Source organism: Corynebacterium casei LMG S-19264 (assembly GCF_000550785.1).
In the GTDB taxonomy this organism is placed as follows: domain Bacteria; phylum Actinomycetota; class Actinomycetes; order Mycobacteriales; family Mycobacteriaceae; genus Corynebacterium; species Corynebacterium casei.
The window spans coordinates 1,804,640-1,831,167 of the sequence record NZ_CP004350.1 but is presented as its reverse complement, the minus strand read 5'-3'; the positions used below and the strand labels follow the sequence as shown (position 1 = coordinate 1,831,167).

The 26,528-nt window shown below is 57.1% G+C and carries 19 protein-coding genes and 1 pseudogene; 13 read left to right on the top strand and 7 right to left on the bottom strand.

The features are described 5' to 3' along the window. Positions 1-28: 28 nt before the first annotated feature. Positions 29-1,135 carry an HNH endonuclease signature motif containing protein gene (locus CCASEI_RS08390; RefSeq protein WP_025387689.1) on the bottom strand — a complete coding sequence of 369 codons (1,107 nt, stop codon included), beginning with the start codon at positions 1,133-1,135 and terminating at the stop codon, positions 29-31. A gap of 282 nt (positions 1,136-1,417) precedes the next feature. Here CCASEI_RS08390 and CCASEI_RS08385 point away from each other — a divergent pair. Continuing rightward, a pseudogene (locus CCASEI_RS08385) lies at positions 1,418-2,778 on the top strand (benzoate/H(+) symporter BenE family transporter). On the opposite strand, the gene CCASEI_RS08380 reads toward CCASEI_RS08385, so the two are convergent. Continuing rightward, a complete protein-coding gene (locus tag CCASEI_RS08380; RefSeq protein WP_025387688.1) occupies positions 2,692-3,408 on the bottom strand; it encodes a LysE/ArgO family amino acid transporter in 717 nt (238 codons plus the stop codon). The pseudogene CCASEI_RS08385 and the gene CCASEI_RS08380 sit on opposite strands and share 87 nt — an antisense overlap. Before the next feature lie 78 nt (positions 3,409-3,486). On the opposite strand from CCASEI_RS08380, the gene CCASEI_RS08375 reads away from it, so the two are divergent. Beyond that, entirely contained in the window at positions 3,487-4,368 is an 882-nt protein-coding gene (locus tag CCASEI_RS08375) for a LysR family transcriptional regulator ArgP (protein ID WP_006823328.1), read from the top strand. Positions 4,369-4,442: 74 nt separating this feature from the next. On the opposite strand, the gene CCASEI_RS08370 is transcribed toward CCASEI_RS08375, so the two are convergent. Next, positions 4,443-5,531 carry a glutathione S-transferase family protein gene (locus CCASEI_RS08370; protein WP_025387687.1) on the bottom strand — a complete coding sequence of 363 codons (1,089 nt, stop codon included), beginning with the start codon at positions 5,529-5,531 and terminating at the stop codon, positions 4,443-4,445. Positions 5,532-5,706: 175 nt separating this feature from the next. Here CCASEI_RS08370 and CCASEI_RS08365 point away from each other — a divergent pair, with 175 nt between their 5' ends. Continuing rightward, positions 5,707-7,074: a DoxX family protein gene (locus CCASEI_RS08365; protein WP_025387686.1), complete on the top strand. Its 1,368-nt coding sequence runs from the start codon at positions 5,707-5,709 to the stop codon at positions 7,072-7,074. Positions 7,075-7,174: 100 nt separating this feature from the next. Here the strand turns inward: CCASEI_RS08365 and CCASEI_RS08360 are convergent, their stop codons facing one another. From CCASEI_RS08360 to CCASEI_RS08350, 3 genes are all read right to left on the bottom strand, one after another. Next, positions 7,175-8,503, bottom strand: coding sequence for a glycosyltransferase family 87 protein (locus tag CCASEI_RS08360; protein WP_155894828.1), 1,329 nt, complete (start codon positions 8,501-8,503; stop codon positions 7,175-7,177). A gap of 132 nt (positions 8,504-8,635) precedes the next feature. Then, positions 8,636-10,489, bottom strand: a complete 1,854-nt coding sequence (gene ilvD, locus CCASEI_RS08355) for a dihydroxy-acid dehydratase (protein WP_006823324.1) — start codon at positions 10,487-10,489, stop codon at positions 8,636-8,638. A 150-nt stretch (positions 10,490-10,639) separates the two neighbouring features. Next, entirely contained in the window at positions 10,640-11,305 is a 666-nt protein-coding gene (locus tag CCASEI_RS08350; protein ID WP_025387684.1) for a PH domain-containing protein, read from the bottom strand. 417 nt (positions 11,306-11,722) lie between these two features. Between CCASEI_RS08350 and CCASEI_RS08345 the strand changes: the two genes are divergently transcribed. The 6 genes from CCASEI_RS08345 to serA all read left to right on the top strand — a co-directional run bounded on the left by CCASEI_RS08345 (position 11,723) and on the right by serA (position 20,309). After that, positions 11,723-13,591 (top strand): acetolactate synthase large subunit, encoded by a 1,869-nt coding sequence (locus CCASEI_RS08345; protein WP_081748476.1) that lies wholly within the window; start codon positions 11,723-11,725, stop codon positions 13,589-13,591. Beyond that, positions 13,591-14,112 (top strand): acetolactate synthase small subunit, encoded by a 522-nt coding sequence (ilvN, locus tag CCASEI_RS08340; RefSeq protein WP_006823321.1) that lies wholly within the window; start codon positions 13,591-13,593, stop codon positions 14,110-14,112. Before CCASEI_RS08345 ends, ilvN begins: the two co-directional genes overlap by 1 nt. A gap of 222 nt (positions 14,113-14,334) precedes the next feature. Then, positions 14,335-15,351, top strand: coding sequence for a ketol-acid reductoisomerase (gene ilvC, locus CCASEI_RS08335; protein ID WP_006823320.1), 1,017 nt, complete (start codon positions 14,335-14,337; stop codon positions 15,349-15,351). A 299-nt stretch (positions 15,352-15,650) separates the two neighbouring features. Beyond that, positions 15,651-17,471: a GmrSD restriction endonuclease domain-containing protein gene (locus tag CCASEI_RS08330; RefSeq protein ID WP_025387682.1), complete on the top strand. Its 1,821-nt coding sequence runs from the start codon at positions 15,651-15,653 to the stop codon at positions 17,469-17,471. 165 nt (positions 17,472-17,636) lie between these two features. Continuing rightward, positions 17,637-18,566: a hypothetical protein gene (locus tag CCASEI_RS08325; RefSeq protein ID WP_225868390.1), complete on the top strand. Its 930-nt coding sequence runs from the start codon at positions 17,637-17,639 to the stop codon at positions 18,564-18,566. 156 nt (positions 18,567-18,722) lie between these two features. After that, positions 18,723-20,309, top strand: coding sequence for a phosphoglycerate dehydrogenase (gene serA / locus CCASEI_RS08320; RefSeq protein ID WP_025387680.1), 1,587 nt, complete (start codon positions 18,723-18,725; stop codon positions 20,307-20,309). Between the two features lie 122 nt (positions 20,310-20,431). On the opposite strand, the gene CCASEI_RS08315 is transcribed toward serA, so the two are convergent. Further along, the gene (locus tag CCASEI_RS08315) at positions 20,432-21,010 is read right to left on the bottom strand and encodes a hypothetical protein (RefSeq protein WP_025387679.1); all 579 of its coding nucleotides are present in this window, start codon (positions 21,008-21,010) and stop codon (positions 20,432-20,434) included. Positions 21,011-21,179: 169 nt separating this feature from the next. Here CCASEI_RS08315 and CCASEI_RS08310 point away from each other — a divergent pair, with 169 nt between their 5' ends. The 4 genes from CCASEI_RS08310 to CCASEI_RS08295 all read left to right on the top strand — a co-directional run bounded on the left by CCASEI_RS08310 (position 21,180) and on the right by CCASEI_RS08295 (position 26,520). Next, the gene (locus tag CCASEI_RS08310) at positions 21,180-22,196 is read left to right on the top strand and encodes a 3-isopropylmalate dehydrogenase (protein WP_025387678.1); all 1,017 of its coding nucleotides are present in this window, start codon (positions 21,180-21,182) and stop codon (positions 22,194-22,196) included. 202 nt (positions 22,197-22,398) lie between these two features. Continuing rightward, on the top strand, positions 22,399-22,893 hold the full coding sequence (locus CCASEI_RS08305) for a cytochrome c-type biogenesis protein (RefSeq protein ID WP_025387677.1): 495 nt from the start codon (positions 22,399-22,401) through the stop codon (positions 22,891-22,893). A 92-nt stretch (positions 22,894-22,985) separates the two neighbouring features. Further along, on the top strand, positions 22,986-24,653 hold the full coding sequence (locus tag CCASEI_RS08300; RefSeq protein WP_025387676.1) for a hypothetical protein: 1,668 nt from the start codon (positions 22,986-22,988) through the stop codon (positions 24,651-24,653). Between the two features lie 10 nt (positions 24,654-24,663). Next, on the top strand, positions 24,664-26,520 hold the full coding sequence (locus CCASEI_RS08295) for a DUF294 nucleotidyltransferase-like domain-containing protein (protein WP_025387675.1): 1,857 nt from the start codon (positions 24,664-24,666) through the stop codon (positions 26,518-26,520). The last annotated feature ends 8 nt before the right edge of the window (positions 26,521-26,528 follow it).

Sequence of the window (26,528 nt, the reverse complement as noted above, 5' to 3'; positions counted from 1 at the left end):
AAACCACAGTTTCCAAGAGGAGCTTTTTCTATGCCAATAGATCCATTGCCCCCATTCCACTTAGCTCATGTGTGTTGCCCAGCAGTTTTCCGCCTGGGGTAACAAGCTTGACCTGTCCGCGGTGGCGCATCATCCGACCTCGACTTTTCTCGCGGCGCCTTGCCCGGGCGCCGTCGTCATTGACACCGTTGTGATAAGCGCACAGCGTGGTGAGATTCGACGGATTAGTCTGCCCGCCGTTCTTATGCGCGTCGATGTGATGTACCTGGCATCTATCGGCCGGCACTTTGCAGTCCGGCCATGGGCACACCAGGTTTTCTGCGATGGCCAAGATTCGCTGTTTGCCTGACGCGAACCTTGCTTCGTAGAGATTGACCGGTCCGGCGGTGGGGTGGAAGAGTCCGGCGTAAATCTTGTCGCCAAGGGCTCCGGACATCGCAAGGTTAACGATCTCAGCGCCGGTCATGGTCGTGCCGTCGGATGCTCCGATGATGGATTCGTCGCCTTCACCGCGAATGATCTGCGCGGATTGGTCCAGTCCAACGGCAATGACGGTGCGGTATTCGGGTTTGAGAACACCACCGCCGCCATCGATGTGTTTCCAAAACGCTTCTAATAATGCTTTCGAGCGGGGTTGGTCCGTGGTGGATATGGCATCAAGCGTTTTCTCAAAGTCGGTGATGCGGCGCTGGGTATCGGTGATGCTCATCGTGACCATGCCATTTTTCGGGCGGCTTTTACGCATACCGGGTTCTTTTGGTTTGTCACCAACGAGTTCGTCGACGCGCTGGTTGCCCAGAGCATTGACTTCTTCATAAGTGCCCTCATGTGCAATCAACTCAGCACGGAGTTTCCACGCGGCACCGCGCTTTTTCTTTAACTTCTGAGCGTGACTATCAATCATCTGTAGACGTTCCATACTCAACCCGCGCTCTTCGGCGAGTGCTACGGACTCGCGTTGAAGGCGTGGTGAGTCGGTGGAGCCGAAGAAGACATCCGCTAACTTGGCGTACTTTCTCGCCGTCTTTAACGCCATGTCATCGGCGGCCATGTCATAAACGGATAGTTCCGCCATGTCTCTTAAAACGCTCACCGCCTGGGTGGCTTGTTGTATGAATGCTTTGTAATTTTTCATAACTTCGACGCTAAACCCAAAGCGCAACCCCACACCAGAGCAAGCCTCGAAATCTGTGGATAACTACGTTGACGCGTCACTCAACAGGCCAAGTTGTCCACAGGTGGAGCAATTTCGCCCAAAAGTGCGTTCGGCGGGGGTACAGGCGTGCGAACTGTGAACCGCGTCCCTGGTGGATCGTGCTGCGCGGATATGAATTGCGTGACGCGGTAGCTCTCTTAAGCAATTGCGGGGAGGGGTAGGCAGGTGCGAACTGGCGTGATTGAAAGCACAATTGTTGGCATGAGCAAGCCGGTTAATAAAAAGTTTTCTCCTTTGCTGGCGGTGGAGAAGCCTTACTTGCCGCGGCCTTCTATCCGGGAAATTTTCCGCGATTTAGGACCCCAGGAGTTAGGTGATGGATTAGTTGCCCTGATTTTCTCCGCCTCGGGTCCCATCGCGGTCATTTTGGCGGCGGCTGCCGCGGGCAACCTCAGCCCGGAGCAGACTTCTTCGTGGATCTTCGGTGCCTTCTTGGGCAACGGTCTCCTCACGCTGTTTTTGACGTATCTTTACCGCAGCCCGCAGGCGTACTTCTGACTATCCCCGGTACGGTGCTCGCGGGTGATGCGCTGACGCATTTGAGCTTCGGGGAAGTCATCGGTGCCTATCTTGCCACGGCCGTGCTGGTGTTCTTGTTGGGATGGACGGGCCTGATTGGCAAGATTATGGCGGTATTGCCGCCGACGATTGTCATGGCGATGGTGGCCGGCATCTTCCTGCGTTTCGGCCTGGACCTGATTTCCGCGGCCGTCGATGATCCGCTCATTGCGATTCCGATGAGTCTCATCTTCATTGTCTTAAGCGCTAGCCCTAAGATTGCTGCGGTTGCGCCGCCGGTGGCAATGGCGGCGGTGGTGGGCATTGTTATCGCGATGGCCGCAGGGCAGTTGGGCGGTGGAATCCTGGATGCTGGCGTGGTGGCATCGCCCGTCTATACCGCCCCGGAGTTCTCCTTGGCTGCGATGACCGAGCTAGTCGTGCCGTTGGCAATAACGGTGGTGATTGTGCAAAATGGCCAGGGTATCGCGGTGCTGCAGGCTGCGGGGCACAAGCCCGGAGTTAACCTCGCTGCGGCGGCCAGCGGCCTGGTGTCTTTACCGATGGCGCTGATTGGCAATGTCACATCTTGTCTCACCGGGCCGACCAACGCGTTGATTGTGTCCGGTCCGAACAAGCAGCGCCACTATACGGCGGCGATGGTGACTGCGGTCGGCGCAATCTGGGTTGGGCTCTTTGCGCCAGTCTTTGTTGGTTTCATGTTGGCTATGCCGGCATCCTTTATTGCGGCGCTGGCGGGCATCGCTATGCTCACGCCGCTAAAGAATGCATTCGTGGCTGGGTTTTCAGGCGTGTTCTGCACGGGCGCGCTAGTGTGTTTCCTGGTCACCGTCTCGGAGATAACGCTGCTGGGAATCAGCGCGCCATTCTGGGGGACCGTGTTTGGTTGCCTGGTGGCATGGCTGATGGACCCCAAGCCGAAGAAGGTCGAGGTCCAAGAAGCGAGTGAAGAAGAGCTAGCTGAGCAGCAGCTTGATGGTCAGGCCGATCATGATGCAGCCGATGCCGAAGTTGATTCCGCGCCACACAGCTGGGCGCGATAGAACGTGGGAGAACTTCGCGGCAGATAGGCCGATGGTGGGAAACCACACCATGGATGCGGTGATAGCGCCGGCGGCAAAGATCCAGCGGCCATCGGTGCCGTACTGGTTGGCCAGGCCGCCAATCATGACGAGCACGTCAACATAGGCAGCCGGGTTGAGCCAGCAGATGGCCAAGGCCGCAAGGGCAGGCTTTAACCAGGTGGACTTTTGCATCTGTCGACGAAGCCGCGTCGTGCGCTTACGAGTATCAACAGATGAAGAGCCAGGGCCGGTGGGTGCGCCGCCATCGAAGGCATCGATTTGCTGCGTCTTATTTGGCTCGGTGTTGGACGGGGACAAGGTCTCGACCTTGTCACGGAAGGCATCGCGGAAGCACAAGAATGTAAAGTAAGCCAGATAGGCAGCACCGAGATACTTCAGCGCAACCAGCGCAGTTGGGAAAGTCTCAACCAAGTAGCCAACGCCGGCGGTGCCGCCCAAAATCAAAATGATGTCTGAAATCGCACAGATAGCAATGACCACCCACACATGGTCGCGCTTGATGCCAAGCTTGAGCAACAGGGCATTTTGAGGACCGATCGCTACAATCAGCGAGATACCGAGTGCAAAGCCGGCAGCATAAACAGACAACATTGACATAGCCACACTCTGCAACGTCAATTTGATGAAGTCCAGTTATTGAAACTCATCGTAGGTTAGAATGACTTCATGAATCCGGTTCATTTGGAAACGCTGCTGGCCATCGTCGATGAAGGCAGCTTTGAGTACGCTGCCACGGTGCTGGGAATCACACCGTCGGCGGTGAGCCAGCGTATTAAATCGCTGGAAGCATCGACAGGCCGCGTGCTGCTACGTCGCGCGAATCCGGTCACCGCAACCGATGCTGGTGAAATCTTGGTGCAGTCTGCCCGCCGCATGGCGCTAGTGCAAGCAGAAACTGATGCCCGCCTGGGCCAGCGTCTTCAGCGCGTGCCGCTGTCGGTGGCCGTCAACAATGACACCTTGGCAACCTGGTTCAAGGCAGTGATGGCGGAAATGGCGCAATACGGTGAGGCCGCGCTGCGGCTGCGCGTGGAAGATGAGTCCCGCACGCTGTCCATGCTGCGTCGCGGTGACGTTCTCGGCGCGATTACCCATGAAGAAGACCCGGTGTCTGGCTGCGTGTCTGAATATCTGGGCACCATGCGTTATGTCGCGGTGAGCACGCCTGAAATCAAGTCCCGTTTCAACACGGAACTCGGCCTGGTGTGGCGGCAGATGCCGCTGGTTATTTATGGCCCGCAAGACGCCATCTTGGACCAGGCCATGCGGGATCGTTCGGTGGAACTGCACGTTATCCGCGGTAGGGTCTCGCAGATTCCCACTTCGGAGGCCTACCTGGAAGCTGTGCGCATCGGCCTGGGTTGGGGCGTGCTCGCCGAGATCCAGGTACAGCAATACTTAAACTCCGGCGAATTAGTAGAACTCGACGGCGAAGACATTGAAGTCGACCTCTACTGGCAGCGCTGGCGCCTGGAATCGGAGGTGCTGGAAAAGCTCACCAGCAGCGTCGTCGGCGCCGCCAAAAAAGCCCTGCCGCAGCGCAAATGAAAAGCGCGCGGCACCACTTCCGCTCAGGTGGTGCCGCGCTAAAACCTAGCGCTCAGGTGGTGCCGCGCTAAAACCTAGCGCTCAAAGAGTGGCAGCTGGAAGTCCTCAGGGTTTTTGACTTCCTCGCCCGCTGGCACAGCGCCCGGCAGGGTGGTGCCGTCGGCGAAAGGCTGGCCGCCGAAGCGGTCGCGGTCATGGGGTTGCATCAGCCAGGACATGTCGGGGCCGACGGGAACAATCTTGGTCGGGTTAATTTCGGTGTGCACCATGAAGTAGTGCTGCTTGATTTCGGTGAAATCGGTGGTGTCACCAAAGCCCGGAATCTGGAACAGCTCCTGCAGGTAGCCGCGAATATTCGGCATCTCGGCCAGCTTGTGGCGCGAGCACTTGAAGTGGCTGTAATAGACCGGGTCAAAGCGAATCAGGGTAACAAACAGGCGAATATCGGTCTCCGTAATGTGCTCGCCGACCATGTAGCGCTGCTTGCCCAAACGCTTTTCAACCCAGTCGAGCGCCTCCCACATGAACTCATACGCGGACTCATACGCTTCCTGGGAACCTGCGAAACCACAGCGATACACACCGTTGTTAATTGCCTTGAAGATGTAGTAGTTGATCTCCTCCATTTCATCGGCAAGCTGCTGCGGATACAGCTCCGGCGCACCCTCACGCTGGAAATCCTTCCAACCCGTGATGAAATCGCGCACGATAGATGGGTAATCATTGGTCACAACGCGACCGGTGGATTCCTCCACGATGGCCGGAACCGTAATTCCGCGCGGGTAGTCAGGGAAGCGCTTGAAATAAGCGTCCTGCAGGCGCGGAATCTTCAGGACCGGATCCACGCCGCCTTCATCCAAATCGAACTGCCAGGATCTGACGTCGTGGGTGGGGCCAGCCAGCGCCAAAGACAAGGTGTCTTCCAAGCCCATCAAACGGCGTGCGATAACGGTGCGGTGCGCCCACGGACAGGCACGTGCGACGGCCAGGCGGTAGCGGCCAGCTTCTTGCGGCCAGTGGAAAGTGCCATCTTCCTGCTCCGTCGGCTCGCTAATGCCGGGGATAATACGGTCCTCGATGTAATTGGTATCGCGCACAAATTCGCCGTCGGGGGAGGCGTTGAGTGGGTCGCCGTAGGTTTCCTGGCTGTTATTGGCAGTCATGTTGCTCCTTCAATCCATAGTGTTGACGTGTCAACAAGATTACAACAAGTTCTGGCACAAATCTAGATCCACAGCCACACAAGGTGGTTGAGCAATCCAACCCGCTGGGGGAAATGCGGTGGCGCGCCGAGAATGTTCGCTGCCAGCTGGCAGTTTTTCGCCTAGTGTTTAGGCTATGAGCACGAATAAACCGTCCAATGATCAACCTGATAAGGCATCAGACTTTGATGATGAGTTGGGTGTTCCTTCGTACAATCCACCAACCGACGCGAAGCAGGATGTCAGCCGAAAGGCGCCGTCCAATGAGCCAACTTTGTCCTTCAACAGGCCAACTCAGGCTCAGCAGCAGGCAGCAAAGAGCAATTCGCTTGACGATGCCAAGCTGAGCGACGCCCCCACCACCGCCCCCGCGTCACCTGTTTCCAAGAAGAATGGCAATGCGGCGACTCCTAAGGATTCTTCCGCCGGCGCCGACGCGGCATCCGCCGGTTCCGCATCCGCAGGTGGCGCTGCTGCTGGGGGCGCTGCAGCAGGGGGAGTAGCAGCCGCTGCGTCTGAACCGAAGCGCTCGAGTGTGTTTGACCGCCCAGGGCGTGCTCAGCCGCAAGAGATTACGCCGAATAACACCCCGCCGAATAATAATCAGGCTCCGCAGTCACCTGTTGAGTCCCAACCTACGGAGACGATGAACTTGGGCCCTACAACTGGTTCACAGAACAATTCCTACGATGACCGTGACTTTGCCAACCGCAATGATTCCTTCGCGAATGACCCAACCACGGTCTCCCCAGCGGTAGGCAACGGCTACGAGCCAACCACCGTGCAGCCGGCAGCAGCGCCAGCAGGCGCAGCAGCCGGTGTGGGTGCTGGCGCAGGCGCTGGTGCAGCATCAGCGCAGCACTTTGATACTCCATCGCAGTACTCCGATGGAACCGCGATGGCTTTGGATGCTGACACCGCTGCCGCAGCGCAGGCTGAGGAAGAAAAGGCACTGCGCCGCCAGTACGGCAAGCGCGGCACCATCGACTTCGGTTTGCTGTTTATCCGCTTTGCGCTGGGCGGCTTCCTCATCATTGAGGGTGTTCGCACCCTGTTTAGCATTGGCGAATCCGCTGGCATCTCTGGCCTGGAGTCGGAGTACGCAAGCTACACCATGGCGAACATCCTGGCCATGGGCGTTCCCGTCGGCCAGCTGGTCGCAGGTACCTTCCTGGTCCTGGGCTTGCTCACCCCATTTGCATCGATGTTGGCGCTGGTAGTCACCGGCTTCATGGCCATTCATGAGCTGGCAGTTTCCGGCACCGGCCTGGATGTTTTCGCGTGGCCTGAGTCCCTGTGGTTGGCACTGATTCTGTTCGTGGTCAACGTCGGCGTGCAGTTCACCGGCCCTGGCTTTATCTCCGTGGACTGCGCACTGGGGGTGAAGGCACTGTCTAGCCCAGCTCGTCGCCCACTGGCTTCTTCCTGGATCTTCTTCATCCTGGGCGCAGCCGCACTGGTTGCCGTCTGGTGGTTCGCTGCAGGCATCAATCCCTTAGGCTAATTCACCTTCGAATAAGAGCGAATTAGCGAAAAGCGCCGGTGCAGAAACCCTAAGAAGGGAATCTGCACCGGCGCTTTTGTGTGCCTTGATGCTTCGTTGATTAACGGGCAGCAGGTGCTTTGGCTGGCACGAAGCGGAGTATGTAGGCGAGTGCCAGCATGGTCGAGACTGAAAGCCAGACGAAGTCATTTATGACTAGTTTGAACACCAGCTCCATGTCCCAGACATTGATGCCGTCGGCCCAGTACCACTTTGGGGGAACCGTCACGACGAGGATGGCCCACAGGCTCAAGATGGAGATGAGGATGCCGGCAGCCCAGTTGAGGTGGCGCCAGGTAATCGCGCGGTAGAGCAGCACCGGGATGGCGATGGCGACCCAGACCCAGTGGTGGGACCAGCTGACAGGGGAGATGAGCAGCATGATGAATGCGTTGATCATCCAGGCTTCGATGTTGAGACCGCGCTTCATCAACGCGACCATGAGCCAGCCGCCGAGGACGACGGTGATGATCGCAAGGCATAGCCAGATGATGTTGGTGATGGTGCTGGCAGTTTCCATGCCCTCTTGGGAGGTGTAGAGGCGCTCGATAGCGCCCTTGATAGAGCTGTTGGATTGATACGCGGTTTGCACGCCGAAGTCGCCGCCGGTGCCCATGGACAACAGTTTGACGGAGAAGTACTCCCAGGCCACGTCCCAGCGCACGGCAGCGGCAATCAGTGTTGCGATGATCGCGGAGATAGCAGCGGTGATGATCGGTTTGATTTCTTTGCGGACCAAAAAGTACAGCAGCATGGCCAGCGGGGTGATTTTGATGGCCGCGGCAACACCGATAAGCCAGCCCTGCGGCAGCCACTTCAGGCGCTTACGGGGAATCAGATCTAAGGCAACGAGAACCATGATGATGATGTTGATCTGCGCGAAGCCGTTGTTGAGGCGCACCGGTTCGAAGATGAGCACGATGCCCCAGATAAGTGAGGCGGCGGCGATGACATCGCTGCTGACAAAAGGATTGCTGCGCTGCCGGTTTAAGGCGAAGGCTAGCAGCAGGACGACTAGGCCGATGAGCAGGTTGGACAGAACAATCATGATGTCGCCGGCCATGGCGTGGCTAAACCAATCACCAGCCAGGGGCACCATGACAAGCGCGCCGAAAGGCGGGTAGATAAACGGCAGGGCGATATCTCCGGCCATCATGGGAACGGAGTAAACCTCGCCGCCTTCCATGAATGCTTTAACACCTTCACGGTAGATAACCATGTCGATGGGAAAGTCTGTCGACATCACCTGAATCGCCGTGGTGATGGTGGCGATGACAAGGCCCAGAACTCCGACCACGCCGGCAAGGGCGGGGGGTAGGAAACTTAGTCGCGTAGAACCACCTTCCACGGGGCCATACGAGGTTAGATCAGTATTCGGCGAAGTAGTCACAGGCCATAATGTTAGGCGGTGGGTCAGTACTTCGGTAAATACTGACCCACCGCCTAGGTGGAAATGTGGTGAATGTCGTTGAAACAACGACATTCACGAAGGGCTATGACAACGGCATTCAGGGGGCGCTGGCTAAGCGATGTGACCGTCAACGATACGGACAGCGCCCATATCGGCAGAAGTAGCCATGTTCGCGTACGCACGCAGCGCCTTGGTGACTGGACGGTCACGGCTGACCGGAGTCCATGGCTTTTCGCGGCGCTCCTGCTCAGCGCGGCGACGCTCCAGCTCGTCTTCGTCGATGTCCAGGGTCAGCGCGCGCTTGCGGACATCGATGGTGATTGGGTCGCCATTTTGGACCAGACCGATGACGCCGCCGTGAGCAGCCTCAGGGGAGATGTGGCCGATGGACAAACCGGAGGTACCACCAGAGAAGCGGCCGTCAGTGATCAGCGCACACTTCTTGCCCAGGCCGGAGCCCTTCAGGAAGGACGTTGGGTGCAGCATTTCCTGCATGCCTGGACCGCCGGCGGGGCCTTCGTAGCGGATGACAATGACATCACCAGCCTGGACCTCGCGCTTGAGGATGATGGACACTGCCTCTTCCTGAGATTCCACAACGCGGGCTGGGCCCTGGAAGTGCCACAGCTCTTCCTCGACGCCGGCGGCCTTGATGATGGCGCCGTTGGGCGCCAGGTTGCCGCGCAGGACAACCAGACCACCCTGGTCAGAGTAGGAGAACTCAGCGGAGTGGATGCAACCATGTTCCTGGTCGGTGTCCAAGGACTCCCAGACGTTTTCGGTGGAGAAAGGCTCAGTGGTGCGAACGCCACCTGGGGCAGCCAGGTACAAGTCACGCGCCTTGTCCAGTTCCTTGCCGCCGCGGATATCCCAGTCATCCAGCCACTGGTTGGCATCCTTGTACAGCGCGGTGTGAACATTCATCTTCAAATGTCCGGAGCGGCGCAGCTCGCCCAAGATAGCGGGGATACCGCCGGCGCGGTGAACGTCCTCGATGTGCCAGACACCGTTCGGTGCAACCTTCGACAGGCAAGGCACAGCGTCAGAGACGGCCTCGATGTCATTCAAGGTGAAGTCGATGGCGCCTTCCTGAGCTGCAGCCAGGGTGTGCAAAATGGTGTTGGTGGAGCCGCCCATGGCCATATCCAGTGCCATGGCGTTGTAGAAAGCGTCCTCGTTGGCGATGTTGCGTGGCAGGACGGACTCGTCCTCCTCGCCGTAGTAACGGCGGCACATGTCAACGATGGTGGTGCCGGCCTGCTCAAACAGACGACGACGGAAAGCATGGGTTGCCAAGGTGGTGCCGTTGCCCGGCAGCGCCAAGCCCAGGGCCTCAGTCAGGCAGTTCATGGAGTTTGCGGTAAACATGCCGGAGCAAGAACCACAGGTAGGACAAGCAGATTCCTCGACCAGTTTCAGGCCGGCATCATCCACTTCATCGCTGGCCGATGCCGTGATCGCCGTAATCAAGTCCGTCGGTGCCTGGGCGACGCCATCAACAACAACTGCCTTGCCGGCCTCCATTGGGCCGCCGGAGACGAAGATGGTGGGGATGTTCAAACGCAGCGCTGCGTTGAGCATGCCTGGGGTGATCTTGTCACAGTTAGAAATACACACCAGGGCATCGGCAGTGTGCGCGTTGACCATGTACTCCACGGAGTCCGAAATGATCTCACGTGATGGCAGGGAGTAGAGCATACCGGCGTGGCCCATGGCGATACCGTCATCGACCGCGATGGTGTTGAATTCTTTCGGAACACCGCCTGCTTCACGAATGGCGTCAGCAACAATGTCACCGACATTCTTCAAGTGAACGTGGCCCGGAACGAACTGAGTATAAGAGTTAGCAATAGCCACGATTGGCCGGCCGAACTCATTTTCCTTGGTGCCGGTTGCGCGCCAGAGCGCGCGAGCACCAGATGCTTGACGGCCGATGGTGGTTACTTTAGAGCGCAGAGGAAACATCGAAATATCCTAAAATTTTAAAGATGGGGATGATAAGGCTATCTAGCGTGGTCAACGCTTTGTGAGTAGAAAATATTCCCTCACTGCCTTAGGGCCGTAGGCGATTGCTGGGTAGAAGTGGGTGTGCTTGCCGCAGCATCGGTGAGTTATTTACTCTACTCCGTCACGTCCGCGAATCTGAGTCCGTGGAGTTTCCGGGGGTGTCTCACGGGGTGAGCTATTCTGTCCACGGTGTGAGACGTCATCGGTCTCGTTGGCGGCCTTGTATTGTGCGAACTCATCCTTGCTCATGAGAATCTGCTGGCCATCACGGTGAACAATGACCACCTTCTCATCGGCTGCAGCTTTGCCCTCACTAAGGGCGTCCGGGATGCGGCCGCGGGAGGCATCGAAAAGCCCTGGCAAAGAATTGAACGTAACACCCGGTAGCATGTGCTTTTCGCCGGACTTGGTGGCCGCGAAAGATTTGGAACCCTTAAAGCCCACGCCCTCAAACTCATCCCATGAGATGGACTTCGCGCCACGAAATGCGTAGCGGATAGCAATGCCGTCATTGCCCACGGTGGTTTTTGCGCGCAGCACCCAGTAGATCCAAATGAGTGGAATCAGGGTGGTCCAACCAATGAGAAGGGGATTCCAGCCGGCCATGATGATGCACACCATGGCCATCATGGCGAGCGCGAAAACGTGAGTGCGCTCCGGAACAAAATCTTTGGTCTTACCGGTGAGCGCCGGAATGGTTTCGGCGGTACCAGGGGTAGCGGAGGTGTTGTCGGCGTTGTCGGCAGGACTATCAGCAGGCACGGGATCGGTCATGTATTCCTATGCTAATTAGTTTTGACGCTAGGGGTTAATTGGAAGTTCGGTCGCACCACGAAATTGCTGGGAAATCTTGCTCTTTGGGACAAGTTTCCCACCTAGTGGGGGTGTTAACTGGACTGGGCGAAATCTGTGTGTATGATGTAGCTCATGATCATTATTCGACTTCAGGTGGTAGTAGTAGCAGCGCGGCACTTGCCGTAGCGGCCGTTTGAAGTCGTTGAATAGCAAGTGCCCTCGCCAACTCCCACCAGAGTTGAGTCGGGGGCATTGCTCATTTATAGGTCGGCCCACCCTTAGCTGATTGATGATCGGTGCTTGATTGCCTCCCATTCACCCGCATGGGACACGGCGAAAAAGTGTTTAATTGAATAATCAATTAATGATGTACATGACATAAGGAGCATTTCCACCGTGGCAGCTTCCACAACGCCCACTCCGGCTTCGGTGGCCTCTTCTACTGGCGCTAAGCCAGGACCAAAAGGCCCGGAGCGAATGACTGGCGCTCAAGCTATTGTCCGCACACTAGAAGACCTTGGTACGGACCTCGTATTTGGTATCCCTGGCGGCGCCGTGCTGCCTTTGTACGATGCCATCAACCGGTCTGAAACCCTGCGCCACGTGCTCACCCGCCATGAGCAGGGTGCTGGCCACGCCGCTGAAGGCTATGCATTGGCATGTGGCAAGGTCGGCGTTTGTATCGCGACCTCTGGTCCTGGTGCCACCAACTTGGTCACCCCGATTGCTGATGCCAACTTGGACTCCGTGCCCCTGGTGGCAATTACTGGCCAGGTGGGTTCCAACCTGTTGGGCACTGATGCCTTCCAGGAGGCGGACATCCGCGGTGTGACCATGCCTATTACCAAGCACAACTTCATTGTTACTGACCCGAACAAGATTCCAGAGGCAATCGCTGCGGCATTCCACCTGGCGTCCACGGGCCGCCCAGGTCCAGTTCTGGTGGATATCCCGAAGGATATTCAGAACGCGACGGTGGAGTACTCTTTCCCGACGAAGTTCTACATGCCGGGTTACAAGCCAACCACCAATCCTCATAACCGTCAGATCTCGGCGGCAGTGAAGCTGATTTCTGAGGCTTCCCGCCCAGTTCTCTACATCGGTGGCGGCGTTGTGAAGGCCGATGCGCACCGTGAGCTGCTGGAGTTCGCCGAATTCACCGGCATCCCAGTGGTTACCACTTTGATGGCTTTGGGTGCTTTCCCAGATTCTCACCCGCAGCACATGGGTATGCCGGGCATGCACGGTACGGTTCCGGCCGTGGCCGCGATGCAGCGCTCAGACTTGCTCATTGCTATCGGCGCGCGTTTTGATGACCGCGTGACCGGCGATGTTGATACCTTCGCACCGCACGCGAAGGCAATTCACGCTGATGTTGACCCAGCAGAGATTGGCAAGATTCGGGAAGTTTCCGTTCCAATCGTTGGCGATGCGCGTGAGGTGCTCTTGGCTTTGACCAAGACCTACCAAAACAGCACCAAGTACCCGAAGCCAGAAATTGAAGAGTGGACCGGCTACTTGAGCGATCTGCAGGACCGTTTCCCACGCGGTTGGGAGCCAACTGAAGATGGCAAGCTCAACCCACAGCAGATTCTGGAGCACCTCTCCGCAGAGATCGGCCCGGAGGCCATCTACGTGGCAGGCGTTGGCCAGCACCAGATGTGGGCTGCACAGTTTATTGACTTTGAAAACCCACGTACCTGGCTCAACTCCGGCGGCGCCGGCACCATGGGCTACGCCGTTCCCGCCGCTTTGGGCGCAAAGGCAGCGATGCCGGACAAGGAAGTCTGGGCGATTGACGGTGATGGTTGTTTCCAGATGACCAACCAGGAGCTGACCACCGCAGCGTTGGAAGGATTCCCCATCAAGGTCGCTGTTATCAACAACGGCAACCTAGGCATGGTGCGCCAGTGGCAGACTCTGTTCTATGAGCGCAACTACTCCAACACCAAGCTGCGCGAGGAAGCATCGTACGTTCCTGACTTTGTAAAGCTTTCGGAGGCAATGGGCTGTGAATCCATCCGCGTGACCACGGAGGAAGAGATCCTTCCAGCAATTCAGCGGGCACGCGAAATCAATGACCGCCCCGTGGTTATTGACTTCATTGTGGGTGAAGACGCCCAGGTCTGGCCAATGATTTCCGGTGGTGCATCAAATGAAGAAATCCAGTACGCACTGGGTCTTCGCCCACTCTTTGACGAAAACGAATCGGCGGCTGAAGAACCGGCGACAATTCATGAAACAGTAGAGGAGACCGAAGACTAATGCCAGCTCCACACGAAGTCACCCGCCATACTTTGTCTGTCCTGGTTGAGGACGTGGAAGGTATCACCTCTCGCGTCGCCGGTATGTTCACCCGCCGTGGTTACAACCTAGTGGGCATTGTCTCAGCTAAGACTGAGACCCCTGGCATCAGCCGCTTCACAATAGTTGTTGATGCCAATGAAGTAGTGACCGAACAGGTTACGAAGCAACTCAACAAGCTCATCCCAGTCATCAAGGTGGTTGAGCTTGATGATGAAACCTCAGTGGCCCGCGGCATCATGCTGGTCAAGGTTGCAGCGGACAACACCAACCGTCCGCAGGTTGTGGACGCCGTCAACATCTTCCGTGCACGCGTTGTGGACGTGGCTCAGGAATCCGTCATCGTGGAAGCTACGGGTTCCCCAGGAAAGCTGCGCGCACTACTTGATGTTCTGGAACCATTCGGCATCCGCGAACTCATCCAGTCCGGCCACGTGGCGCTTAGCCGCGGCCCCAAGGCCATGGCCCCCACCAAATTGTAAAAATTTCTCACAAAATTTTTACAGGGCAAAGGGTTAAACGCTCAAGATTCACTCGACAACCTTGGGCAGGCTAAGGATGAAACACCACCGGTGTTTCATCCCAGAAGCTGAATAAAAACACTAATCCATCTCATAATGTGAACACTCCATCCCGTGCTGTGGTACGGTAAGTGGAGTGAATCAACACTGATACCGAACTTTCCAACGAAAGGGCTATTTCTCATGGCAATTGAGACTTTTTACGACGACGATGCCGACCTGTCCATTATCCAGGGCCGCAAGGTAGCTGTTATTGGCTACGGCTCGCAGGGCCACGCTCACTCTCAGAACCTGCGTGACTCCGGCGTTGAGGTTGTCATTGGTCTGCGTGAGGGCTCCAAGTCCGCTGCTAAGGCTGAAGAAGCTGGCTTTGAAGTCAAGTCCGTTGCAGATGCCGCTAAGTGGGCAGACGTTATTATGCTCTTGGCTCCAGATACTTCCCAGGCACAGATCTTCTCTGAGAACATCGAGCCAAACCTAGAAGACGGCAACGCGCTGCTCTTCGGCCACGGTCTGAACATCCACTTCGACCTGATCAAGCCTGCTGACAGCATCACCGTTGGCATGGTTGCTCCAAAGGGCCCTGGCCACCTGGTTCGCCGCCAGTTCGTTGACGGCAAGGGTGTTCCTTGCTTGATCGCTGTTGATCAGGACCCTAAGGAAGAGGGCCACGACCTGCTGCTGTCCTACGCTGCTGCAATCGGTGGCGCACGCGCAGGCGTCATCCCAACCACCTTCGAGGCTGAGACCGTTACCGACCTCTTCGGTGAGCAGGCTGTTCTCTGTGGCGGCACTGAGGAACTGGTCAAGACTGGTTTCGAGGTTCTGACCGAAGCTGGCTACGAGCCTGAGATGGCGTACTTCGAGGTTCTGCACGAGCTGAAGCTGATTGTTGACCTCATGTTCGAGGGCGGCATTGGCAACATGAACTACTCCGTTTCTGATACCGCTGAGTTCGGTGGCTACATCTCCGGCCCACGCGTTATTGACGCTGGCACCAAGGACCGCATGAAGGAAATCCTGACTGACATTCAGGACGGCACCTTCACCAAGCGTTTGCTGGCTAACGTTGAAGGCGGCAACAAGGAGCTTGAGGGCCTGCGTGCTTCCTACAACGATCACCCAATCGAGCAGACCGGTAAGAAGCTGCGCGATCTGATGAGCTGGGTCAAGGTCGACGCTCGCGCCGAAACCGCCTAAGCCCAACCGCTAAGCGCGCAGGGCACCCTCCCGCGCACCTAGTGCTCAAAGCGCATCTGTTCCTGGACACTATTTCAGGCAACAGATGCGCTTTCGCGTTTCCAACCTCGTGAGCGCAGCCAGACCCAGAGTGTTCTCACTTGCACTGCCAATTTCGACCAGGGGAGAGCGGCATCACCTCCGAAATTGGTTAGTGGCCCATTCAATTCCGAACCAAAAATAGTCCCAATGCTGCAATGTCCGATCGGGCATCCGAACTTGGGGCGCGGGCAGGACCTGTGGGGTATAAAGTGAGTGCCATGGGTTTTATTACGCCAAGTTATGACCTTGTTGACCTCTTTAAGCGTATTGATCGCGGTGATATTCAGGTTCCGGACTTCCAGCAGGATTATGCATGGGACGAGGACCACATCCGGTCTTTGCTTGTTACCGTTTTACGCGGTTATCCAATCGGCGCCGTCACGGTACTAGATACCCGTGATGAAAAGATGCGCTTCAAGCCCCGCCCTCTCGCCGGCGCACCCGCCGCTAAGGGCAATCCAGGCATGCTCCTGCTCGATGGTGAGCAGCGCATGACCACCTTGTATCACTGCCTGCGTGGCTCCGGAAACATTCGCACCACCGACTACCGCGGTGCAACCGTCATGCGCCGCTACTTCCTGGACGTCAAGCGCGCAGTTTCCGAAGAATTGCTACCTGATGAAGCAGTCTTTGCAGTCGACGATGACAACAACGTCTACTCCCACTTTGGCCCCGCCTTGGACTACCCACTCGATGGCCAAGAAGCCTACCTCCGCAGCGGCTGCGTTCCTGTTTCCCTTCTTCTCTCCGAAGAGGGCACCGGCATCATCCTCTCCATGGCCGCCCACGCCCACGCCGGCGCCGTTGGCCCCGACAAAACTTTGGAACAAAGCCAAGGCAACAGCCAGAGCCAGAACTTGGAGTACAAGGAGCTCGCTGAGTTCCACAACCGCGTGCTCTTCCCGCTAGCGGGTTATGACGTTCCGATGATTCGCCTGTCGCGTGAGACCGCTAGCGCTGGTGTGGGAACGATCTTTGCCCATGCGAATAGCTCAGGTCAGGACATGGACGTATTCGATCTAGTCACCGCAGTCTTCGCTTCAGAAGATGAGAACTTCCGTCTGGCCGATGATTGGGCAAAGCGCGAAAAGGCACTGCGCAAGTACCCAGCACTTGACGGCATTGGCCGCACTCAGTTCTTATCCGCGGTGTCGCTGTACACGACGGCTGATTCCGGTCATGCCGGCGGACAGCGCGAGGATATTTTGACGCTGACCCTAGACGGGTATCTAAAGGCAGCGGACAAGCTGCAGATTACTTTCCAAGAAGTCGCGGAATTCTTGCGGCAGCGTTGCATCTTCAGCGTGGAGCAGGTCCCTTATACCGCGCAGATCATTCCGCTGGCCGTCATCTTGGCGCGTCTGGCGCATGTCCCAGGTTGCCTATCTAGTGAGCAAGCGTGGGACAAGATCAACCGCTGGTTCTGGTCCGGTGTCTTTGGTGAACTCTATGGCTCCGAGGCAGTCAAGCTACGCGCAGCGCGGGACGTCGAAGAGGTCTCCGACTGGGTGCTGGGCAACCGCGAGGATGAACCAAAATCAGTACGCGAAGCAGAGTTTGAAGAATCACGTCTAAACACCGCGGGGGTTTCCAGCGGCATTTACCACGCGCTTTATGCGCTGTTGATGGCCCGTGGTGCACGCGATTGGCGCAGCGCCAAGACCTTTGACAAGAACACCTTCTTTGAGCTGAGCACTGGCTTCCACCAAATCTTCCCAGATGCATGGTGTGAGAAATTTGAGATCGATGATGAACTAGCAAAATCCGTGCTTAACCACACACCAATGGGCAAGCGCACCGAGGTAGTCATTGATGGTCACTCGCCCGCGCGCTACCTCTCCCGCGTGCAATCCAAGTCCATCTTGGAAGACGCCGAATTCGACACCGTTCTCGCTTCACATGAGCTCAACCCCGAGCTATTGCTGCAAGCAGACTTCGACGGCTTCATCCGTGACCGCCGCGAGCGCTTCATCGGTATGATTGAGCACGCCATGGGCAAGCCAGCTATCCGCAGTACTCGCAATTCCGCCACTGCTTAGAGGACTTTCACTCGGCTAAAGAAGGCGCAGTGACACCGCCGGTTGCTCAGCACTATCCACGCTGTGTAACAAGGAGCTCTTTGTAGTATCTTGAACCCGAGTAGACGGTTCACCATTGTCTGCAACAAGCAGAAGCGAAAACAGAGATGAGAAGGGATAGGGCGGTTGCGCAATAGGAGTTTCACCAAAGCAATCGCAGCTGTCCTGACCGCCGGTATGGTGTTAAGTCTTTCTTCGTGTTTTCGCCAGACTGAGCCAGTGGTGACACGGGCGGTGTTTAGCTTGGAAGATGATCAGATAAGCCTCTCTCAGGCTGAGACTGAGAACCACAACCGTTTGGTGCAGGAGCAGTTCCGCGATGAGGTTCACGTTCTGCCGGACCCGTGGGGGCTGGAATCGGTGGAGTTGTTCTTTGGGCCTGCTGGGTCGAACTCCATCGTCATCTCAGAAAACACAGACTCGGCGAAGCTGCGTGCGGCATCCATTGCGGTGGCGCAGCGCGCGCCGATGGTGACATATGATGACTCGATTCGCAGCGAGCTTATCGCGCAGATGGACCACCTTGGAACCACGCGTATTTTGCTTGTAGGTAAAGTTCCTTTCGCGGCTACGAGCGGCGAGATTGAGATTCTGCATGACCCGGGTACAACTAGTGCATTGGGGGAGATGACGGCCTTTCAATTCACCAGCCAAGTAGTTGCTGCTCCGGAGGATATGGCGCAGGCTGTCGCTGATTTGGATCCCACAGCGCATACTGAGTTGAAGGCTGCGTGGGAGCCTTTGTATCGCGAGGAACAGTGGGAGACTCAACCAATTCCGGCACAGTCGCGCCGTGATTCTGGCATGTCACCGGTCATTATTGGCACCCCGGAATCCTCGGTGGCATCTATCGCGAATGCTAATGCCTGGGGCGGTGATGTGTGGATTATGCCAACCGGTGATCCGCGAGATTCCAAGCAGCAAATGGCGCTGGTTTCGGGTCTGGAAAACGGACCTTTGGTTGCACTAAGCCCCCAGTTTGGGGATACCAACCTGTTAACCGATAGGATTAGGCAAGGTTGGAATTCTCCGACGTCAGCTGAGTCCATGAGCTAGCAGCACGACAGACCACAACTCTTGTCATAGACTACTCGATAGGCTCTGGTGCGCCGCCCAATTCCCACTGCACGGTCACTACGGTGACCTTGAATTGATGTACCGCCACTGATCACGAGCCACTGATCACTCCAATTTCCATAAGGATCGTAGAACATGTCGAAGCCGGTCGTTTTAATTGCCGACAAACTTGCCCCATCCACCGTCGAAGCGTTGGGAGACGGCGTTGAGGTCCGCTGGGTTGATGGACCAAACCGTGATGAACTGCTCGCAGCAGTAGGAGAGGCAGATGCCCTCCTGGTTCGATCTGCTACCACCGTGAATGAAGAAGTTCTGGAAGCAGCTAATAACCTGAAGATTGTCGGCCGCGCAGGCGTGGGTCTGGACAATGTTGATGTGCCTGCAGCTACTGCACGCGGCGTCATGGTTGTTAACGCACCTACTTCTAACATTCACTCCGCGTGTGAGCACGCAATCTCGCTGCTGCTGAGCACCGCACGCCAGATACCTCAGGCTGATGCCACTTTGCGTGAGGGCGAGTGGAAGCGTTCTTCTTTCAAGGGCGTGGAAATCTACGGCAAGACCGTCGGCATTGTCGGCTTTGGCCACATTGGTCAGCTCTTCGCGCACCGCTTGAAGGCATTTGAGACCGAAATCGTCGCGTATGACCCATATGCAAACCCAGCACGTGCAGCATCCCTGGGCGTGGAGCTGGTGGAGTTGGAAGAGCTGATGAGCCGCTCTGACTTTGTCACCATCCACCTGCCAAAGACCCCTGAGACCGCTGGCATGTTCTCCGCGGAGTTGCTTGCGAAGGCAAAGAAGGGCCAGATCATCATCAACGCAGCCCGTGGCGGCCTGGTTGATGAGCAGGCTTTGGCTGATTCCATTAAGGCCGGTCACCACTGGGGTGCGGGCTTTGACGTGTACTCCACTGAGCCTTGCACGGATTCCCCGCTGTTTGCGCTTCCACAGGTTGTTGTCACTCCACACCTGGGTGCTTCCACCGTTGAGGCGCAGGACCGCGCTGGTACCGACGTTGCTGAGTCCGTGCTGAAGGCACTGGCTGGCGAGTTCGTGCCAGACGCAGTCAACGTTTCTGGCGGTCGCGTCGGCGAAGAGGTTGCAGGTTGGCTCGACTTGGCTCGCAAGTTGGGCTTGGCTTCCGGCAAGCTGCTGCGCTCAGCACCAGTGGCTATTGAGGTCACCGCGTGCGGTCAGCTCTCCACCGAGGACGTTGAGGTCCTTGGCCTCTCCGCAGTCCGCGGTCTGTTCTCCGGTGTTACCAGCGAGGCAGTTACCTTCGTCAACGCTATGTCCATCGCTGAATCCCGTGGCGTCACCGTCAAGGTTTCTTCCACTGAGGAAGCAAAGGGCCACAACTCGACTGTCCGCGTTAAGACCATTTCGGCTGACGGCGACACCTCGGTTCTTGAGGGCGCATTGACGGGCATTGACGGCGTTGAGAAGATTGTTCGCATTGATGGCCGCGGCGTTGATATGCGTGCTACCGGCCGCAACCTGTTCTTCTCCTACACTGACCGCCCAGGTGCGCTGGGTGTTGTTGGTTCCGTTCTCGGCGGCGCCGGCATCAACATCCAGGCAGCTGCCTTGACCCAGGGTAAGAAGGATGACGCCGCAGTGCTTATTCTTCGCGTCGAGCGCGAGGTCAACGATGAGCTCATCGCCGACATCCAGGACAAGCTCGAAGCTACGTCCCTCCAGGTCAACTTCGACGCTTAAGAAACATAAAAGCCATTGCTTAGGGCTTGAAATCGACTCAGGTTGGTTAGAGACTTAAGCAGGCAGAAAGAAACGCCAGCATTGCTTGACGATGTCTGGCGTTTCTTTAGTTTTGCCCTCTCTTAGAGAGGGCCTTCTGATTGTGAGCCGCGCGACCTCAGTAGCGCGAGCAGGATTCCGTTGGTGATTAAAAGCATGAGGTTCATGCCCGCGTAAGAGAAGAGCACCCCCACGCCCTCCTGGGTGCTGACACCGTAGGAGACTCCGAAGCAGAAGAACGTGGTGAAGCCCGCGGCGCTGAAGACCGTCACGGTAGGGAGGACGCCCGAGCGCCGCGAGTACTTGGGGGTAACTAATCCACTGAGGGCAATGATGGTGATGCCACAGCAGATGACCTGCCACACCATGAACTGATTGGACATCCCGTGCTGGAAGAAGTTCACTGGCCCTGAGCTGCCGTCCCAGGTCAACCAGAGCAAGCCCGATACAAGTCCGGCAAGAAAGGCCAGCGCCATGCCAGATACTGGCATGAAGCGCTTTGGCGTGCCTTTGGCTGTGCCCGTCGAGGGGTCAATCTCTCCACGCCTCCTGTTCAAACGCTGCGAGGTATCAAACACCAGCAGCATGATGAATGTGGTGGGGACAACCGCGAAGATGAATGTTCCCCATAAGAATTGGCCGGCGTTGAATCCTATGTCCATGTTGCGTGCCTGCTTTCAGCGTTCGGAATTAGTTCCCGTGCGGGCAATACTTTCGAATCTACGCTACTTAAAAGGGAGAGGTGAGGATCAAAGGTGGGTAATGCTAGCAACTCGTGGGTAGTTCCACTAAGCTAGTTTTATCCACCCTATGAGAAAGGTGTTTCACATAATGAAACTTGCGGTTATCGGCGGCGACGGAATCGGCCCAGAGGTTACAGCGGAAGCAGTAAAGGTACTGCGCGCTGTACGCGATGATATTGAGACTACTGATTTTGATCTCGGCGCAACGCGTTATCTCAACAACGGTGAGCTGCTCACTGATGATGACCTGGCTTCGTTGCGTGAACATGACGCTATCTTGCTGGGTGCGGTTGGTGCACCAGGCAAGGTTCCGCCAGGAATCCTGGAACGCGGTTTGCTGTTGAAGCTGCGCTTCGCGCTGGACCACCACGTGAACTTGCGTCCATCCAAGCTGTACCCAACCGCGGTTTCTCCTTTGGCTAACCCAGGCGAGATTGACTTCGTGGTTGTGCGTGAGGGCACTGAGGGTCTGTACGCCGGCAACGGCGGCACCCTGCGTCAGGGGACTGAGCATGAGGTGGCTTCTGAGGTTTCTCAGAACACCCGCTATGGTGTGGAGCGCGTTGTGCGTGATGCCTTTAGCCGCGCGCAGAACCGCCGTAAGAAGTTGACCTTGGTGCACAAGACCAACGTGTTGGTCAACGCTGGTGACTTGTGGCAGCGCACCGTTGATGAGGTCGCACCAGAATTCCCAGATGTTGAGGTGGACTACAACCACATTGACGCGGCCACCATCTACATGGTTACTGACCCATCCCGTTATGACGTTATTGTCACCGATAACCTCTTCGGCGACATCCTCACTGACCTTGCTGGTGCAGTGGCAGGCGGCATTGGCCTGGCTTCCTCCGGCAACATTGACTCCTCTGGCGTTAATCCATCCATGTTCGAGCCAGTACACGGTTCCGCACCGGATATCGCCGGCCAGGGCATTGCTGACCCAACCGCAGCAATCCTGTCCGCAGCGTTGATGCTGCGCCACTTGGGCGATGAAGACAACGCACAGCGCATTGAAAATGCAGTGGCGGAAGATGTCTCCGCCCGCGGCGACGCACAGGTCAAGACCGTTGAGGTCGGCGACCGCATCGCAGCAGCACTTGCCTAATTAGTCGCAGCACTAAGAGGGCCTCTTCGAAGAAGGGGTCGCATTATTCCCCGTCTTGGCTCAGGAACATCTGAAGCCAGGACGGGGAATACTCATATATTTGGGGCCTTTACCCGGCCGTGTACCCGCAGTGGGCCCTGGGCGGTAGACGCCGCTGTCAGTAGCGGAGATTTAAGAGCTTTGTAATACTGGGAGATTGCACATGTCACTTGATGTCATTGAACTTTTAGGCTTGGTTGTTTCGGCGATAGTCATGCTTTACACATTGTTATCGCGGTTCTCGGTGTCTGATGAGCTCGAGCGAGCAAAAGCATTGCAGGAAGCAGCGCGGCTGTTTGATGAACTGGAGTCGCAGGGACATGACTTCGGGGCAGACAAGGGCATCGTGTCTAGCAATGATGCATCGGTGGGGTACAAGAAGAGCCTGCGCAATCTTCATTTTCACACTACCTTCGGAGTCGGAGAGATCTCGCTGATGGCTTTGGGTAGTTTTGTCCTTGCATTGGGGATTTACCTCATGTCAGTCACTGTGGAAACGGGTATCGCGGCGGTGCTGTGGTACGCCCTGGCACTCTTTGCGCTCATTGGTGTGCCCGCGGTATGGATCTTTGTTCGCCGCTACGTCATCAACCGTGAATCGCGTGAGATTTCGGATGAGGAAAAGGCTCGATTGCTTGGTCGTTCTACTGAGGGCTAGTCCCGTAGGGGGAGCTTTGTTATCGAAGTGTTTACCCCTGGCCCCTTGGCGTTACGGATAAACACGTGCCACGGCAGTAACATTGGCAACTGATGAACACTCAATTTGTTTCTAATTCGCAGGCCGAAGACCGTACCAACGCAGTAGCTGGTCGCCGTCAGTTGCGGCGTCGGGGTCGTGTGGTCGTGGCGACTGTGGCTGCGGCCTTGATGGTCGCTTCGTGCAGCGTGTTTACTTCCGGTGATGACAACGCTCAGGATGGGCAGTCGGCGTCGCAGGATGCGCCAACAGCGCCAAGCTTTGCGGTGGATTCGCCGACGGCATTGTCGGATGCAGATCCGTCTGGTGTGGCGGCGGCGCAGCACTTCTTCCCGGCAGATGCGGGAGACAATGATCCGTCATCGGAGCAGTTGATGGTCGCGGGCGCGGAACAAGCGGATCAGTATGCGGCGGCACAGACGGCGGTTAATGCCGGTGCGCCGATGATGATCATCCCTGATGGTGCAGACGGCGAAGAAGCCAAGGCGAAGATTAAAGAGCTCGCGCCGAAGGAAGTTATTGCGTGGGGTCTTGATTTGAGTGCGGACCCGGCGCTGGCGGATACGGATATTGACTTCCAGGTCGGCGGCGCGCAAGAGGGAGATTCCGCAGAGGATGCGGAGGCTACCGAAGGTGACGCGGCGAATGTAAATGCAGCACCGACCTCAATGGCGGAGCTGGCGGCGCTAGAAGGTCCGAATGATGGCCAAGATGGCATGCCGCAGGTGCTCGTTGGACCGGGGACTAATGTGGCGCAGGTGGCTACAGCACGTGCGGCGGGTGCGCCGGTGCAGGTGTTGGCGGCAGCTGATCCGCGTGCGACGTCGGAGTCGATGGCGGCTATTGCAGAAGGCAATGCGGTGGCATTGGGGGCCGGCTTTGGCACGCAGGAAGAATTTGATGCCCAGGTCAAGCTGGCGGCTAATGGTGAGCTGCCAGGCGGTGGCGGACTGGTGTTCCCAGGCCGTCGCATGGTGGCGCTGTACGGCCATCCATCCGGTGCGGCGCTGGGTGTGATGGGGGAGCAGAACCCAGAAGAGGCGGTGAAGCTGGCGCAGGATTATGCCAATCAGTACCAGGAGCTCACGGACTATCCGGTGGTGCCGGCGTTTGAGATTATTGCAACGGTGGCATCAGATGCGCCTGGTGGAGATGGTGACTACAGCAATGAGTCAGACCCAGACGAGCTGCGCCCATACGTTGACGCGATTACAGAAGCCGGCGGCTATGCCTTCTTGGACTTGCAGCCAGGGCGCGCGCGCCTGCTTGATCAGGCAAAGATGTATGAGGACTTGCTCAAGCACCCCAACGTGGGCTTGGCGTTGGACCCAGAGTGGAAGATTGGCCCGGATGAGGTGCCAATGACCAACGTGGGCCATGTGGAGGCCGAAGAGGTCAATGAGGTCACCGAGTGGTTGGCGCAGCTGGTCCGAGATAATGAGCTGCCACAAAAGGGCGTTATATTGCACCAGTTCCAGTTGCAGATGCTGCGCGATAGGGACCAGATTCGCACAGACCACCCAGAGTTGTCGTTTATCCTGCACGCGGATGGACATGGTGACGCCGGGCAGAAGCTGGATACCTGGAACGCCATGCGTGAAGGCCTGAGCCCTGATTTCTTCATGGCGTGGAAGAACTTCATTGATGAAGACACCCCGATGTTTGACCCAACCCAAACTTATGGGGTCAATCCACGCCCATGGTTCGTGTCTTACCAGTAGTCTAAGGCGCATGAGCGTCGAATTAGAAGAGGTTCAAAACTTCCTCGCGTCCATTGAGCCCTACCGGCATTTGCCGGAGGAGGAGCTGGCGGCGCTGGCATCCAAGTTGACGGTGCGCTATATCCGGCGCGGGGAGATCGTGCTGGATTTTGAGGAAGCCAATGATCACCTGCGCATTATCCGCTCAGGTGCCATTGATATTTTGGGCCCGGATAATGTGCTGCTAGACCGCCGCGATCCGGGGCTGACTTTCGGGTACTCCACGCTGATGGGAACTAATGCCTCGCGCTACCGCATGGAGGCGGTGGAGGATTCCTTGGTGTATGAGATGCCGCGTGAGGTGTTCATGCAGCTGTCCAAGCACTATCCGGATATTTCGCGCTTTTATTCCTCGCAGTCGCGGCGTATCCGCGCGGCGGCGGAGGAGATTACTAATGCCGGCGCGAATACCAATGTGCTGCGCACGCATATCCATGACGTCAAGATTGCGAAGCCGCGCTCCTGCCCGCCGGATTTGAGCATTCGGGAGGCGGCGCAGCGCATGGAGGAATACAGTGTGTCCTCCTTGCTGGTCATTGAGGGCGATGAGCTCCTTGGCATCATTACGGATCGCGATATGCGCGGCCGGGTAGTCGCACAGGGGGTTGATACGGCACGGCCGGTGGCGGATGTCATGACCAAAGATTTGCTCACGCTGGGCTCGGATTCTTTGGCCATGGAGGCGCTCATGTACATGTCAGAGCGCAAGATTCATCACCTTCCCGTGGTGGATAAGGGCACGGTGACAGGCATTGTCACGCAGAATGATATCGCGCGTTTGCTGCACAATGATCCGGTGTTTCTCACCGCGGATTTGTCGCGCAAGAATTCGGTGGATGAGCTCGCGGATGCGTTTACTCGTACCACCAAGGTCGTTGCCCAGCTCATTGAAAGCGGGGCGGCGCCGGAAGAGACAGCAGGCATGATTACTATCGCGGCAGATTCCGTGGCGCGCCGGTTGTTCACCCTTGGCATAGAGAAGTTTGGCAAGCCGCCGGTGGACTTCGCTTTCGTCGCAGTCGGCTCCCAGGGTCGCAGGGAGATGGTCTTGGCCTCCGACCAAGACAACGCATTGGTGCTTTCCGATGATTTCGTGCACGCCGACCACAACTCCTACTTCCAGAAGCTCACGGAGTTTGTTTGCCTGGGCCTGGATAGGGCAGGGCAGGTGTTGTGCCCAGGGGACATGATGGCCATGAACCCGCAATGGCGCATGACGGTCAGTGAATGGGAGAAGACCTTCTCCACCTGGATTGGCGCGCCAGAGCCAGATGCGCTGTTAAACGCGCAGATCTTCTTCGACTTCCGGGTGATAGCCGGCAGCAACGAACTCGGACAAGAAGTCCATGACTCGGCAGTTAGCCATGGAACCAATGCGCGCCGCATGCACGCACATCTAGCATCACTAGCAGCGCGCCGGGAACCACCGCTGACCTTCTTTAAAGGCCTGGTGGTGGAGCGTTCTGGCGAGTACGCCAACACCCTTGATGTGAAGAAGGGCGGCACCGCGGGCATCGTGCAGATGGCGAGGCTCTATGCGCTGTCTGCCGGGCATTCCTCGGTGGAAACCAGGGAACGCCTGCGCCAGGCATCGGGTAAGACGGTGAGCCCAGCGGGAAGTCAGAATCTGTTGGATGCTTTTGATTATTTGCGCTCAATTACTTTGAAGCACCAGGCTTCGCAGATTCGCGCGGGCCAGCAGCCGAACTATCACATCGATCCGAAGCAGCTCTCGGGCATGGAGCGGGAGAATCTGCGAGATGCCTTCTCCATTATCAAGAACATGCAAAATGCTTTGGCCACCAAGTATCCAGTCCGCAATATCTAGGAGGGTAA